Origin of the sequence: Enterococcus larvae (genome assembly GCF_017830045.1) — a bacterium.
Taxonomy (GTDB): Bacteria; Bacillota; Bacilli; order Lactobacillales; family Enterococcaceae; genus Enterococcus_L; species Enterococcus_L larvae.
The window spans coordinates 72,249-86,778 of record NZ_JAEDXU010000016.1 but is presented as its reverse complement, the minus strand read 5'-3'; the positions used below and the strand labels follow the sequence as shown (position 1 = coordinate 86,778).

Sequence of the window (14,530 nt, the reverse complement as noted above, 5' to 3'; positions counted from 1 at the left end):
CAAATCCTTGTCAGTGATGACGATTGCCTTTTTGAACCTGCGTTTTTGAAACTCTCCGGCAATCTCCTTGATTGCACCTTTACCGAAATACGATGTTTCGTTCAATACCATTCTGTTTGCCATGTACCCTTTTCCTCCTCATGTGTGTTTTTTCACAAATATATTTTTAAGTAATTGAAGTATCGATAGCAGCTTCATCACTTAACTTTAAAAATCTATATAATGTTTATGTTCTAATCTAACTATAGCGATTATATCTTCTGGATTGTAAGCGCTGCACACTGTTTATTTTAACATATCCGCTGTTCCATGACTGAATAAATGATATTTCGAGAAAAAATAATCAGCATCAAGCTAAAGCATTTTCTCTCGAAAATATAGTCAAAGCTCTTTCATGTTTTTACAGTTCAAAAACAGGCAATAAATCTACCGCTACTGGTGAATGATCTGGATTTGTCTCCATGATGTCCTCCATATGAGTCCACCATTTTTGATTGATTTCTGTCTGAGCTGTTTGTGACCAACGAATTTCATCTTCAATCTCAAGATAGCCGAATAACGTGCTTGTTTCTATATCCAGAAAAATGGAGTAACTAAGAGCGCCATGCTCCTTCAGCATTTGTTCCATCTCCGGCCACAGCTCATCATGTCGCTTCTTATACTCTTCATGCTTATCAGGATAGACCTTCATTCTTACTGCTTTCTTTACCATAATAAAATACTCCTATTTCGCTTTCAGGTAGCCGGCTTTGGGCTCAACACCAAAGGCCTCTGCCAATGCCCAAAGGTTTTCATCTGTGATTGTTTGCTTCACACCGCCTTGAGCGCACACATACGTGTAAACTTCTGCCGCCTTCTCAGCTGTTTCGATCAAGCCGAATACTTCATCCATATCCTTACCGGCACCATAGATTCCGTGCTGCGGCCATAAGACTAAACGAGTTGCTTTCATTTTAGCAGCAGTTGCCTCTCCGATTTCATTCGTCCCAGGAACCAACCAGGGAATGATCGATACGCCCTCAGGAAAGACTACCAAACATTCCGTACACATCTGCCACAATGTACGTGTAAATGCTTTTTCGTCCAACTCATGGGTAAAACTCATAGCCAACAAATGGCTAGCATGGTTGTGCATGATGATCCGATTTTCAGGATCAACCTCCAAACGGGCAATATGACTCATGAAATGACTTGGCAGTTCGCTTGTTGGAACGGCATCATGCTCCAGTCCCCATAACAGCTCCACAGCTTTTCCATCTTTACTGACACGTACCACACCAAGATTTTCTGATGGCGCATCACAAACATTTTTGAAATATTTTCCTGAACCAGTAACGATGAAATATTTTCCAGCCAATTTACTTCCGTCAAAAATCATCGGGATCGTTCTTACGATTTCTTTCGGATCAAGGAATGGTAAAATCTCTTCTTCTTTTAACAAATACGAAATATTTCCACCGTTACGTTCATCCCAACCCAAGCGGTAAAGGTTTGCTGTTGTATCCACCATTTCACGTACAAATGGCGCTTGTAAAATATCTAATTTTTTCATTATTGAATCACTCTCTCCTCGGTCATTTTCATCCGTTTCTATTTCATCAATGCTTATGAAAACCGACAGCTGTCTTTTCCCGCTGTTGCTTCACGTGCACTCAAAATATTTTTTTCGTACTCTTTCACTTCCGGCAGCCAATCTAAACCTACTGGTACACCATTTGATTCACAGTAATAATTCCAGACGTCTGCAAACGGGAAGTCCTTCAGCTCTTCAATCATCGCCAAACGTGTTGTATAATCTCCCGACAACTCAATTTCCTTCAAAGATTCAATCGGTTCAAGCATGGCTTTCATAATTGCTTTTTGTGTATTGCGTGTACCAATTACCCAAGCTGCCACTCGATTGATTGTTGCATCAAAGAAATCCAGACCGATATTCGTCATTGGCAATAAATCGTTGCGAACTAGCTCTCTACCGATTTCCTGAAGCTCATCATCCATGATCACCACATGATCACTGTCCCAACGAATCGGGCGGCTGACGTGCAGTAAGATTCCTTCACTGAAAAGAGACAGAGAAGACAGCTTGTTTGAAATAACTTCAGTCGGATGGAAATGTCCTGCATCAAGACACACTAGCTTATTTCTCGTTAATCCATAGCCCATATAAAATTCATGGGAACCAACAGTGTATGCTTCTGCACCAATCCCGAAGAGCTTACTTTCCACTGCGTCCAACGTATACTGCTCATCTAGTTTTTCTGAGAAAATTTCATCAAGAGATTCCATCAATCTTCTTCTTGGTGCTAAGCGATCGATTGGATTGTCTTTAAAACCATCCGGCACCCAGAAATTATTGACACAGACCTGCCCAAGTTCCTTCCCAAAATATTCTGCAACCTTTCTTGAGCGCTTTCCATGTTCGATCCAGAAATCACGAACCTCTTTATCCGCAGAGGCAAGAGTGAATCCATCTTTATACATTGGATGAGAGAAAAATGTCGGATTGAAATCGAGACCTAAGCCCTGTTCCTTTGCCCAAGATACCCATTTTTCAAAATGCTTTGGCTCGATCTCATTCAGGTCCACCTGTTCCTCTGTATCAAGATAGATGGCATGTAAGTTCAGCTTATGATTTCCAGGAATCATTGCATATGCTTTTTCAAGGTCTTGACGCAATTCCTCGGGTGTACGCGCTGCCCCTGGATAGTTCCCGGTTACTGAGATTCCTCCTGAAAGTTCCGCATCACTTAAAAACCCTTTGATATCGTCTCCCTGCCAGACATGCATGGAGATTTTTACCTCATTCATTTTTTCCATTACAGCATCTGTATCTACACCAAGTGCTGCATATTTCTTTTTCGCTTCTTCATATCGTTGTTTAACTGTCATTTAGCTATTCGCTCCCTTTAAAAATTTTTTATAATTCGCTATGATTGTTTGATCAAAAGCTTCTGGTTCATGAACTGAAATATCGAATGAGCGGCGAATCACTTTACGAGCCTCCGCTAAATCACTAAAAATACCGGTTGTGATCATTTGAATCAGAATATTCCCAATAGCTGTTGCTTCCCCCGGACCTGCTTCAACTGCTATCCCAGCAGCATTTGCCGTCAACTGATTCAAAAAGCGATTGTTCGAACCCCCGCCAACAATGTGCAGCCGATCGATTTTCCTCCCCGTCCCTGTCAGCTGTTCCATCTTCTCAAGCTCTACCGCATAACAAAGCGCCAGATTATCGTAAATACATCGAGCCAGTTCCCCAGCCGTTTTTGGAACCTTCTGCTCTGTCTTTCGACAGTAGGTCTGAATTGCCTCGATCATATTATCTGGATTAAGAAAGGTCGGATCGTTTACATCAATAAACTGTTGAAATGCCGGTGCTTCTGCTGCCAGATCGGCTAACTCTGCATAGCTGTACTGGTATTCCTGCATTCGAGCAACCTCTTGAATCAACCACATACCCATGATGTTTTTTAAAAAGCGAATCGTATTATGTGCGCCCCACTCGTTTGTATAATTTTCGAAAAAGGCTTCTCTTGAAACATTGAATAGCGTTGTTTCAATTCCAAGTAATGACCAAGTGCCGCTGCTGATATAGGCCCACTCTTCCCCAGCTCCCGGCGTACCAATAACCGCTGAAGCTGTATCATGAGTAGCCACTGTAATGAACATCGCGTCCGGCAAATCATAGGCGGGAAATTTTTCTTTCATCAACTCACCTAAAACAGCTCCTGAATCGCTCAATGGCGGCAACTGCTCTTTCTTGATACCAGCCAATTCCAGTAATTCTTCATCCCAATCCTGAGACTCCGGATTAAGCAGCTGCATCGTTGAAGCATTTGTTTTCTCTGTTACTGCTCTTCCTGTAAAGACATAACCCAGATAATCAGGAATCAGTAACAGTTGGTCTGCAGCGTTGAGCTTCTCTTGCTTTTCTATAAACAGTTGAAAAATCGTATTGAAGGGCTGAATCTGAATGCCGGTTTTCTCATAAAGCTTTTCCAAAGAATACTCCGCAGAAAATTGGCTGACTGCAGTCTCTGTCCGTGCGTCTCTATAGGAGATCGGCTCCTCCAACAACTCTCCTGCTTTATCGATCAAGCAATAATCGACTGCCCATGTATCTATTCCTACATAACAATCAGTAATACCGGATTTCTTTAGCTTTTCCAGACCTATAAGAATTTCGTTGATCAATCGATTGATTCCCCAACGATCATGTCCATCCTTCATTCTAAATCCATTTTTAAAACGATGGATCTCTTCTAAAGTTATCCGGCCATCTGCCAGAAATTCACTTTTCATCAAGCGGCCGCTAGAAGCACCGATATCCACCGCAATATAGGTTTTTGTCATTTTATCACCTTCTATTTCACTTTTTTGGTGTCCAAATTAAAGCGATCTCATTTGTTTTCAATAAAGCGTATTACATAAATGTTTACAATGTAATAATAGTATCAATCCGACTCTTTTACATCGCACAATTTTGATATATAATTGCACTATATTGGTATATAAATTTCATTGAGTAAATAACTAGTAATTTCTTAGTCTGTACGCCATAAATATGGATTGTCTTCTTACCTAGATCTGGAGATAAAATGATTGACTTTGTACATGCTTAACGAGATTTGCATTAGAAAGGAGCCTGACAATGACTTATTGGGAAAAAGCAAACCATTCTTGGAGCCCAGACTCCACTCGCTACATCAATACACCTGATCAAAAAAGCCGAGATCTCTTTTATTATGTTCAGGAAATCGGTCACTTCAAAGCCCATCGCCCTTACTTTACAGAACGAGCAAATTTGCCTTCTTTTCTGATGAAATTTACACATTCCGGACAAGGTCAGCTTGTTTATAATGATCAAGAATTTTTGATTAAAGCAGGTGATATTTTTTTCATTGATTGTCGAGACTATCAGCATTATCAAACGATTAGTGACGAGCCCTGGGAAATGGATTGGGTTCATTTTTTCGGTGGAACTTCTGAAGCTTTCTATCAGGAATTCATGAAAAATGGAACCAATGTTTTTCATACAGAGACAGCTCCCTTGAATAATCCGATTCATCTAATCATTAATCAGTTATTGCTGTTACAGGAAAGTCAGCATGCGCAGACTGATTACCAAAGCTCGGTCTTACTTCATCAGCTGTTGAACGAACTGCTTCTCCAAAAGAACCAGCTGGACTTCACATACGAAGAAATCCCCGATCATGTACTCGCAATGAAGGATTACTTGGATCAGCATTTTAAGGAGAATATTTCGATGGAACAGCTGGAAAAGCTTTTTCACGTCAATAAATATCAATTGAATAAAAACTTTTCACGCTATATCGGACAGCCGCCAATCAACTATCAAATCAATAAAAAGATATCTTATGCCAAGGACTTACTGCGTTATTCCGATCGATCCATTCAAGAAATCGCACTGGAGATCGGTTTGGATAATTTTGCTTATTTCAGTCGTTTATTCAAAAAGAGGACTGGCTTGTCTCCTAGCGTTTACAGGAAAATCGGTTAGCTCAATCCTTCTTTCTATCTGAGTCCGATTAAAGGTTCAACACACGAAGAGTGATCTGTGTATAGCAAAATAATTAGAAGCAGTCGGCATTCATTTAAGAGGATTCATATATTTGTCCAAACCATTCATATGCCTGATAATGAAAAAGATAAGTCTTGTCTATTATCTGCTATATGACTTCCGCTAAAGAGTCATCGCACGAAGAATGATTGCATGGTAAAAGAAATAGAGTTTACTGTTATTTATTTAACATATTTCACATAAATAAAGAGGACAGGATCACTGAATCAATCGACATTTTCCTACTGCGATTGTTCGTATATCCTGCTCCTTTTCTATTCACGTACTGTCTTAAAAATTCCATTAGGAGGAATCTGTGCATGAAGCACGAAAAAATCATTCCCAGTAAAAAGTACCCCTTCAAAATATTTGAGTTTCACTCTACAGATACAGAAAAACTGATTCTCCCCCATTGGCACAGCAGCCTAGAGCTACTGTTCTGTCTGGATGGCTTATTGGAAATAAGGTATCCTCAATCAACCTATCAAGTAAGGAAGAACGAACTGTTTCTCATCAACAGCAACATTATCCACTCGACAAAAACACCTGAACCAAGTCAGGTGTTTGTTATTCAACTCCCACTGAGCTTTATAAAGAAGATCACTGAAGATACCTATGCTCAATCGATTTATTTCGAAAAAAACCTATCTGAAAGTCTCGGATCAACAAAACTGATCAAAGAAATTCGACGCATCTATCTGCAGGATACCATCGCCAGCCGAGCTTTGGTAATCAGTAAAATCTATACACTTTTTTCCATTCTATTGGATTCCTTTACCGTCCCTACTGTCGAAGTCAAGGAAATCCGTTCTGTAAAAAACTTAGACCTGCTCGGACAAATCAACCAGTTTATTGAAGAAAACCATACTCGTAATCTGACTTTAGAAGAAGTCGCAACGACATTCAATTATAATACCTCTTACTTTTCAAGATACTATAAGCAATTCATGGGAATTACCTTCATTGAATATTTGAAGTCCGTTCGCTTAGACAAAGCCTATTCTCTATTGCGAGATACAGATTTGACCATCTTATCGATTTCAAACGAATGCGGTTTTGGGAATGTAAAGTCTTTTTATCTAGCCTTCAAAGAAGAATACCAGCTTTCTCCTAAGCAATACCGACAGAAGCATTTAAAGTAAAAATATGACCGATTTTTCGTAAAAATACGAAAAGAAATATAAAGCGCTTACGCATATAATACAGGTATCAAAGCTAAAGGAGATGTTTTTTTTGAAATCAAAGATCAGTAATTTATTCGATCGGCTTAGCCCCTTCTTCGATAAAATGGGGAATAGTCCGTATCTTAAAGCAATTTCAGGGGCAATGATGGGTACTTTAGGACCGGTGCTTATCGGATCGATCGCCGTGTTGTTGATGGTTTTACCAACCTCACTACCATTCCTATCTTTTCTAACAAACTATTCAGATCTATTTTCTAAGCTAAATGCAATCACAATTGGTGCGATGGCACTTTATGTAGTTGTGCTGATGGCTTACCAGCTCGTTAGGAATCTTGATGAAACAGAAGACGGTATTTCAGCAGGTATTATTTCTTTATTATGTTTTCTGATCATCACACCACTTGGCACGACAGCAGATGAGATTACTGCGATTCCAACAACTTGGTTAGGCGCTCCCGGCGTCTTCTCTGCAATGTTTGTCGGTTTAGTCAGTGCTAGGTTATATCTTGGGATCAAACGAAAAGGCTGGACGATCAAAATGCCTGACGGTGTACCGCCAATGGTTACGAAGGTTTTTGAATCAATTCTTCCAACGATCCTGATTGCGCTATTGTTTATCATTATTTCTTCCTTATTCAGTATGACTTCCTTTGAAAATATGCACGAGTTTGTCTATACGATTATCCAAAAGCCTTTACAAGGAATCGGCGGATCGATCGGTGCTGTAATTATTATTTCCCTCGTTCAGCAAATCCTATGGTTTTTCGGTATTCATGGAACAAACGTCGTGATGCCGATTGTTACTGCACTATGGATGGCAATGGATGTGGAGAATCTGAACGCTGTTGCCGCTGGTCAAACACCACCGAATATTACTGGACTGGCCTTTTTCAATATCATCACTTGGGGCGGGATGGCTCTTGGATTAGTCCTACTCATGATGAGAGCTAAAAGCAAACAATTTCGGGAAGTCGGGAAAGTGTCGATCATCCCTGCTCTATTCGGAATCACTGAACCTGTTATTTTCGGGACACCGCTTGTCTTAAATTTTAGATTAGCCGTTCCTTTCATTACAAATAATTCTATTGCACTACTGCTGGCTTACCTGTTGACACGCTCCGGGCTGGTTGCTCATTTTTCAGGAGTTCAGGCGATTTTCGGCCTACCGATCGGTTTCCATGCAGCTGTCCAAGGAAGTATTTCCATCATTCTCTTACAATTATTCATACAACTTATCCTTTCTCCAATCCTATGGTATCCATGGTTCAAAGCACTGGACAATGAAACCTATCGCCTAGAACAAGAGGCTGAGAAAGAATAATATTTATATTGGAGGCATCATCATGAAAGAAGAAAAGTTACTGAAGCTATTGGAGTCTCTATCATGGACAGAAAAAGTCGGTCAGCTCGTACAGCTGTCAGGAGAATTCTTCAATACCTCTGCATTGACAGTCGGCCCACAACAGAAGCTGGGAATCTCAGACAATATGCTGAAACATGTCGGCTCTGTTTTAAATGTGGCGGGTGCAGCAAACACAAAGGAAATCCAACAGCAATATCTCGAGAAATCCAGCCATAAAATCCCGTTGCTTTTCATGGCAGATATTATCTACGGGTACCGCACAGTTTTCCCAATCCCACTTGGTTTAGGTGCTACATGGAATCCTGATTTAGTCAAAGAAGCCTATACAGTGATTGGAAAAGAAGCTCAATCCGGCGGCGCTCATGTTACCTTCGCCCCAATGGTTGATTTAGTCAGAGATGCTCGTTGGGGACGCTGTCTGGAATCCACTGGAGAAGACAGCTTCTTGAATTCTGCTTTTGCCTCAGCAATGGTCAGCGGACTTCAACAGGATCTTGATAAACAAGAAGGCATTGCCTCTTGTGTTAAACACTTCGCAGCGTATGGTGCAGCAGAAGGCGGCAGAGAATATAATACCGTTGATATGTCTGAAAGAAAATTGCGGCAGGACTATCTGCCAAGTTATAAGGCAGCTGTAGATGCAGGCTGTAAGCTGGTCATGACCTCCTTTAATACCTATGATGGGGTTCCTGTTACCGGAAATCAGTTCATCCTAAAAGATATCCTTCGGGACGAATGGGGCTTTGATGGTGTGATTATCTCAGATTATGCAGCAGTTAGAGAGCTGATCGATCATGGTATCGCAGAAGACAACAAAGAAGCCGCTTATCTGGCAATAAATGCGACTAATGATATTGATATGAAATCCCCCTGCTATGCAAATGAACTGGAGCCGTTATTAAATGAAGGCAGAATCGATGGAAAGTTGATCGATCAAGCTGTATTGCGGGTACTGAAGCTGAAAAACGATCTGGGCCTCTTTGAAGATCCTTTCCGGAGAGCAACTGAAGAGAAAGAAAAAGAAACATTACTAAAAGAAGAACATCGAGCACTTGCAAAAAAAGTGACAGCTGAATCAATCGTTCTACTAAAAAATGAACACGGACTTCTCCCACTCGATCCACAGACAGATAAAAAAATTCTACTCGTCGGGCCTTATGGAGATAACCAAGAGTTGATTGGATTATGGGCTGTTCATGGCAAGACCACTGATACAATCTCAATCAAAACAGGAATTGAATCCTATCTGAAGCCTGAAAATTTCCATGTTGAAAAAGGTTGTGATATGCTGGAAAGCTATGAATTTCTTGGGGAATTCGGTGCCACAAAAGATATGATCGATAGTTTATCAATGTCTGATGAAGAGAAAGCGATGCATTTAGATCATGCATTAAGAGAGGCGAGAAGTGCAGATATCATCATCTTTGCAATGGGCGAGCATACTATGCAAAGCGGTGAAGCAGGCAGCCGGACAGATATTTGCTTACCTCAAATTCAGAGAGCATTTATGAAACAGCTGATTGAGCTAGGCAAGAAAACGATCTTGATCTCAATCAGCGGTCGTCCCCTTGTTCTAACGGAGGAAGCAGAAACTATTGATGCAATCATGCAAGTTTGGTTCCCGGGAACAGAAGGCGGACATGCAATCGCTGATGTCCTCTTCGGTAAAACCAACCCATCAGGGAGATTGAGCATGAGCTTCCCTTATTCTGTTGGTCAGCTGCCGCTTTATTATAGCGAGTTCAAAACCGGTCGACCACTGACAAGCTCTACCCATTCCGGACGCTTCGTTTCCAAATATCTCGACAGTCCAAATGCGCCGCTTTTCCCATTTGGTTACGGCTTGAACTACAGTAGTGTTCAATACTCAGATTTAACCTTAAGCGACACAACAATGTCCGATGAGTTGCTGATCAATGTTACAATAAAAAATTCATCAAGTATTGACTGTCTGGAGACTGTTCAGCTTTACATTCAAGACGTGGTAGGATCGGTCGTCCGACCAGTCAAGGAACTGAAACAGTTCAAAAAACTATCGATAGCTGGGAACACAACAGCAACTGTTCAATTCATACTCACTCGAGACGAGCTAAAATACTATACCCATTCTATGGACTATGATGTAGAAACCGGCTCATTTATTGTTTTTGTCGGACCAAACAGCGAAGAAACATTAGAAGCTTCGTTTCAATTGGTTTAACTAAAGTAAAACCCCCATGTACCATTTTTTTCTGGTACATGGGGGTTTTTTATGAATATTGTTGTTTGATTTGCGATTAGCTTAAGCTTCTCTATATTTATCCCATATATACTAAGGATTTCAGAGTTTACTTCTGTTGATCCCCACATTTTGTCGTTTTCGGAGGCCGACAGATTTCTTATCATCTAATTGCTTACAAAGAATCAATCAACTTCTTCGCTTGAGTGATTTTTTCATCTTTTGTTTCTTCCAACACGATATTGATCAATGGTTTGTTTCTACCAATGATGTCAAGCATGCCCTTTACATCCATCAGTCCTTCGCCAACTGCTGTTGGAATGATTTTCCCATCCTCTACCACGAAGTCCTTTAAGTGGATTGCAACGATTTTTTCTCCGAATAGATCGAAGGCTTGTTGGAGGATTTTTGCCTGCTCTGTGTAGTTATCCACGGTGATCAAGTTCGTTGCATCCAGGATAACACCTAAATAATCAGAATCGATTCGCTGCACAAGTTGATGCATTTTTTCCACTGAGTAAATTGGATGATTCAATCCTGGCTCGATGCCTACCATCATGCCGTATTTTTCTCCGCAATCGACTAGTCGCTGAATAGAGATAACTGCCTTCTCAAAAGCTTCTTCTGTAAAATTCTTCTCTGTATAAATGATTTCTTCCAATACATTGCCAGTCTCTGAAGCAACCATCGAAGCACCAAAGTATTTCGCATATTTCAGATAGCTTTCAAATTTCTGTAAAGCCTCTTCCCTAGTTTCTTCATCGGGATGAATCATATTGATGTAGCAGCTTAAGATAGCAATCTGTACCCCTTGCTTCATAAATGTATTTTTCATATAGGTACCAAAGCCCGGCGACAGATTCTCTTTTCCACTTGGGAGTTCAGGAAATGACATTCCTAAAGCCAACTGAACATTTTTGATTCCCGCATTTCTTATTTTTTCAGGCAACACTTCATAACTGTGGCTTCCTGATATATCATGTCCTCTTACTGTTAAATTATACAAAATGACCGCTCCTTTTCGTCTATATCCATATTCTTCTCTACTCATTATAAAATAGGAAACAGGCTGCTGACAATCATACGATCGTCAGTAGCCCTCCCCTTTTATTTACAATTATGAACTACTTGCGGTCCCCCCTTTGATCTATAAAAAACTGCCTTCTCTGGTTGTTTTGTCGTTTCCTGTGAAAGTTTGGGGTGATCAAAGGAAACTGATTTTATGTGAGTTAAGAAGCGAGATTTGGCAGCCACATAACAACTTGTGGGAAATAGGTAATCAGAAACAGAACCGCTAATATGGCAATATAAAATGGAACTAACGGCTTCAGCATCTTCTCTGCCTTGACTCCCCCGACACTGGCTCCTACATAAAGCCCTGAGCCAACTGGCGGTGTAATAGAACCAACACATAGATTCATGATGGCGAATAAGCCAAAGTGAACCGGATCAACCCCAACACTTGTTACAACAGGTAGGAAGATTGGTGTAAAGATCATGATTGCCGGCCCTACATCCATAAACATCCCTACAATCAACAAGACGATATTTACCAATAATAGAATGATCAGTTTATTATCTGTCAGGCCTAAGATAGCACCACTGATTGCTTGCGGGATACCTGTAAATGCCATAGCGAATGACATCATAGAAGAGGTAGCAAGTAAGAACGCGATCGTACCTGTTGTCAATACCGCATCTCTCAACATTCTTGGAATGTCTTTTACAGTAACTGTCTTGTAGAAGAACATTGCAATGATCAATGAATAAGCAACAGCAATAGCCGAAGCTTCGATTGCCGTGAACAAACCGGATAAAATCCCGCCGATAATGATCACAATCAGCATAACACTTGGGATTGCTTCTTTCAGCACGGTTCCAACTGAACCTAATTCAGAACGACTGATCGTTTTATAGTTATGTCTCTTCGCATGGAAGAAAGCAACGATCATAATGCTTAATGCCCACAAAGCACCAACTAGATAACCGCCCAAGAATAATGAAGAAATGGACGCGCCGCTGGCAACCAATGAATACATGATAAACGCTGTACTTGGAGGAATAACCATGCCTGTTGGTGCAGATGCAATATTGGCAGCTGTCGCAAATTTACGATCATAGCCTGCTTTAACTTGCTGTGGAATCAACACACCACCGATCGCTGTAGATGCAGCAATCGCTGAACTGGACATTGAGCCAAACAAGGCATTCCCCAAAATATTCGTGTGGGCCAATCCACCTGGAATCCGACCAACAAACAACATAGCAAAATTCACGAGCTTTTCCGCTATTCCTCCGCCGTTCATGATGATGCCCGAGAGGACAAAGAACGGAATGGCAACTAACGAAAAACTATTTAAACTCGACACCATTTTCTGGGCAGATGTAAATACTGCGATATCGAATGGTACAACTAACAACAATGTTACGATAGAGGAAACGGCGACACTGATCGCAATAGGCATTCCCAAAATCAACAATATGGCAAAAACGATGAATAAGATAAGACCTGCTTCTAACGCCATAGTTACCCCTCCTGTTTGCTTTCTTCTTCAATCGGCTGATCCAATAAGTTCAACAGACTGTAGATAAACATAATCACTCCTGAAACCGGTACAGCCAGATAAACATACCCCATAGGTATAGAAAGAGATGGTGAAATCTGTCCCATTGTCACAGTAACAGCTTTCCATCCGCCAAATACCATGATGACTGCCGCAAAAACTAAGAATAATACCTGCACAACAATTTCCAACAAACGCTTATTTTTTCCACTCAGATTATCACTCAGCATTGTTACCGCCAGATGACTTCGTTTACCAACTACATACGCTGAAGCCAGCATCGATAACCAAACTAGGCCAAAACGAACAAGCTCTTCAGTGACTGTATTGGGACTGTTTAGTACTGTTCTTGTAAATACTTGATAAAGCACCACAAGAATCATGATTGCTAAAAGAACTGAACCAAAAATTTCTAAAGCCTTATCTAAAGCACTTCTTACTGCTTTCATTTTTACTCCCCCTACTCCATCTCGTCAGCTACAGCGCGGATTTTTTCGTAAAGATCGCTGTAATTTTCATCATTTTTGAATTGATCATGAAGTGGCTGGACTGCTTCTTGAAATGGCGCACTATCTACATCGTTATAGATAACTCCGTATTCTTTTTCTGCGATTGCTTTTTCTTCTTCAACCGCTTCTTTGAATACTTCCTTCTCAAATTCAGTCGATTCCTTCGCTGCTTCTAAGACCGCTTCATACTGCTCATCTGAAAGACGTTCCTTCACACTATCGTTCATGATCACAATATCCGGAACACGTGTATGCTCATCATAAGAGTAATATTTTGCCACGCCGCCGTGACCTGCTGTATGCAATACGAATTCATTATTTTCTGCACCATTGATCAGATTAGACTGTAATGATGTGTAAACTTCTGAACTTCCCATGGGTACTGGTGATCCGCCTAGCAGTTCCACCATTTTAATAGCGGTTTCACTTTGCATAACACGAATTTTCTTCCCTTTTAAATCATCTGGAGAGTTCACTGGGCCATCTGTCATATAAAAGCTTCGTTGACCTGAATCATAGTAAGTCAATCCGACAAACCCTAATTCTTCGGTAGAATTATAGACCTCATCCATGATTTCCTTATTTTCCATTACGGCGAAAAAGTGTTCTTCATCATCAAAAATGTACGGAACTGCGAAAATTGAATAATCTTTTGAAAAGCTTTCTAAAGCAGAACCGCTGACTTTTGTAAAATCAATACCGCCAGTTTGAGTCAGCTCGATCAGCTCTGTTTCTCCACCTAATTGTCCATCTGGAAAATACTCGATCGTTACTTCTCCATTTGTCTTTTCTTCAATCAGTCGGCCAAATTCATTCATTGAATCGATAACCGGCTGGCTGTTGCTGGCATAGGCATAACGCAATGTAATCTTGCCGTCTGAAGCTGCATCGGAGCTGCTGCAGCCGCTCAACAAAACTAATCCAGCTGCTGAAAGCATCAATCCAGAGATAAATTGTCTTTTCTTCATTCTTCTTCCCCCTGTTTTTCTAAGTTTGCTCTTTTACTTCAACATCCATTTACAACTAACAATTGTTCTTTTAGGGACAGGGCAACCAACACTGTATTTCACAGGTAAATGATTGCCTTATCCATTTTTTAGCGTTTAAC

At 40.7% G+C, this 14,530-nt stretch carries 12 protein-coding genes and 1 pseudogene; 4 read left to right on the top strand and 9 right to left on the bottom strand.

Going from position 1 to position 14,530, the window contains the following annotated elements; translation table 11 throughout:
* The 5 genes and pseudogenes from I6N96_RS19530 to rhaB form a co-directional block, all read right to left on the bottom strand.
* Positions 1–123 (bottom strand): annotated as a pseudogene (locus I6N96_RS19530) (lactaldehyde reductase); the annotation flags it as partial.
* Between the two features lie 277 nt (positions 124–400).
* The gene (gene rhaM, locus I6N96_RS19525; RefSeq protein WP_209559239.1) at positions 401–712 is read right to left on the bottom strand and encodes an L-rhamnose mutarotase; all 312 of its coding nucleotides are present in this window, start codon (positions 710–712) and stop codon (positions 401–403) included.
* Between the two features lie 12 nt (positions 713–724).
* Positions 725–1,552, bottom strand: coding sequence for a rhamnulose-1-phosphate aldolase (gene rhaD / locus I6N96_RS19520; protein WP_209559238.1), 828 nt, complete (start codon positions 1,550–1,552; stop codon positions 725–727).
* A 53-nt stretch (positions 1,553–1,605) separates the two neighbouring features.
* A complete protein-coding gene (rhaA, locus tag I6N96_RS19515) occupies positions 1,606–2,889 on the bottom strand; it encodes an L-rhamnose isomerase (protein WP_209559237.1) in 1,284 nt (427 codons plus the stop codon).
* Positions 2,890–4,356 (bottom strand): rhamnulokinase, encoded by a 1,467-nt coding sequence (gene rhaB, locus I6N96_RS19510; RefSeq protein ID WP_209559236.1) that lies wholly within the window; start codon positions 4,354–4,356, stop codon positions 2,890–2,892.
* A gap of 298 nt (positions 4,357–4,654) precedes the next feature.
* Between rhaB and I6N96_RS19505 the strand changes: the two genes are divergently transcribed.
* From I6N96_RS19505 to bglX, 4 genes are all read left to right on the top strand, one after another.
* Entirely contained in the window at positions 4,655–5,524 is an 870-nt protein-coding gene (locus I6N96_RS19505) for an AraC family transcriptional regulator (protein WP_209559235.1), read from the top strand.
* Positions 5,525–5,904: 380 nt separating this feature from the next.
* Positions 5,905–6,726 carry an AraC family transcriptional regulator gene (locus I6N96_RS19500; protein ID WP_209559234.1) on the top strand — a complete coding sequence of 274 codons (822 nt, stop codon included), beginning with the start codon at positions 5,905–5,907 and terminating at the stop codon, positions 6,724–6,726.
* Positions 6,727–6,817: 91 nt separating this feature from the next.
* Positions 6,818–8,089, top strand: a complete 1,272-nt coding sequence (locus I6N96_RS19495) for a PTS sugar transporter subunit IIC (RefSeq protein WP_209559233.1) — start codon at positions 6,818–6,820, stop codon at positions 8,087–8,089.
* A 22-nt stretch (positions 8,090–8,111) separates the two neighbouring features.
* Positions 8,112–10,331, top strand: coding sequence for a beta-glucosidase BglX (gene bglX, locus I6N96_RS19490; protein ID WP_209559232.1), 2,220 nt, complete (start codon positions 8,112–8,114; stop codon positions 10,329–10,331).
* Between the two features lie 193 nt (positions 10,332–10,524).
* Here bglX and I6N96_RS19485 read toward each other — a convergent pair whose 3' ends face one another.
* The 4 genes from I6N96_RS19485 to I6N96_RS19470 form a co-directional block, all read right to left on the bottom strand.
* A complete protein-coding gene (locus tag I6N96_RS19485) occupies positions 10,525–11,355 on the bottom strand; it encodes a sugar phosphate isomerase/epimerase family protein (protein ID WP_209559231.1) in 831 nt (276 codons plus the stop codon).
* Between the two features lie 223 nt (positions 11,356–11,578).
* Positions 11,579–12,874 carry a TRAP transporter large permease gene (locus I6N96_RS19480; protein ID WP_209559230.1) on the bottom strand — a complete coding sequence of 432 codons (1,296 nt, stop codon included), beginning with the start codon at positions 12,872–12,874 and terminating at the stop codon, positions 11,579–11,581.
* Positions 12,875–12,876: 2 nt separating this feature from the next.
* Positions 12,877–13,362 (bottom strand): TRAP transporter small permease, encoded by a 486-nt coding sequence (locus I6N96_RS19475; protein WP_209559229.1) that lies wholly within the window; start codon positions 13,360–13,362, stop codon positions 12,877–12,879.
* An 11-nt stretch (positions 13,363–13,373) separates the two neighbouring features.
* Positions 13,374–14,390 (bottom strand): TRAP transporter substrate-binding protein, encoded by a 1,017-nt coding sequence (locus I6N96_RS19470; RefSeq protein ID WP_209559228.1) that lies wholly within the window; start codon positions 14,388–14,390, stop codon positions 13,374–13,376.
* Positions 14,391–14,530: the final 140 nt, after the last annotated feature.

What these genes read in the sequence shown, in the direction of transcription:
- rhaM (WP_209559239.1), bottom strand. Translation starts at nt 712, where the DNA reads ATGGTAAAGAAAGCAGTAAGAATGAAGGTCTATCCTGATAAGCATGAA.
- rhaD (WP_209559238.1), bottom strand. Translation starts at nt 1,552, where the DNA reads ATGAAAAAATTAGATATTTTACAAGCGCCATTTGTACGTGAAATGGTG.
- rhaA (WP_209559237.1), bottom strand. Translation starts at nt 2,889, where the DNA reads ATGACAGTTAAACAACGATATGAAGAAGCGAAAAAGAAATATGCAGCA.
- rhaB (WP_209559236.1), bottom strand. Translation starts at nt 4,356, where the DNA reads ATGACAAAAACCTATATTGCGGTGGATATCGGTGCTTCTAGCGGCCGC.
- I6N96_RS19505 (WP_209559235.1), top strand. Translation starts at nt 4,655, where the DNA reads ATGACTTATTGGGAAAAAGCAAACCATTCTTGGAGCCCAGACTCCACT.
- I6N96_RS19500 (WP_209559234.1), top strand. Translation starts at nt 5,905, where the DNA reads ATGAAGCACGAAAAAATCATTCCCAGTAAAAAGTACCCCTTCAAAATA.
- bglX (WP_209559232.1), top strand. Translation starts at nt 8,112, where the DNA reads ATGAAAGAAGAAAAGTTACTGAAGCTATTGGAGTCTCTATCATGGACA.
- I6N96_RS19480 (WP_209559230.1), bottom strand. Translation starts at nt 12,874, where the DNA reads ATGGCGTTAGAAGCAGGTCTTATCTTATTCATCGTTTTTGCCATATTG.
- I6N96_RS19475 (WP_209559229.1), bottom strand. Translation starts at nt 13,362, where the DNA reads ATGAAAGCAGTAAGAAGTGCTTTAGATAAGGCTTTAGAAATTTTTGGT.
- I6N96_RS19470 (WP_209559228.1), bottom strand. Translation starts at nt 14,390, where the DNA reads ATGAAGAAAAGACAATTTATCTCTGGATTGATGCTTTCAGCAGCTGGA.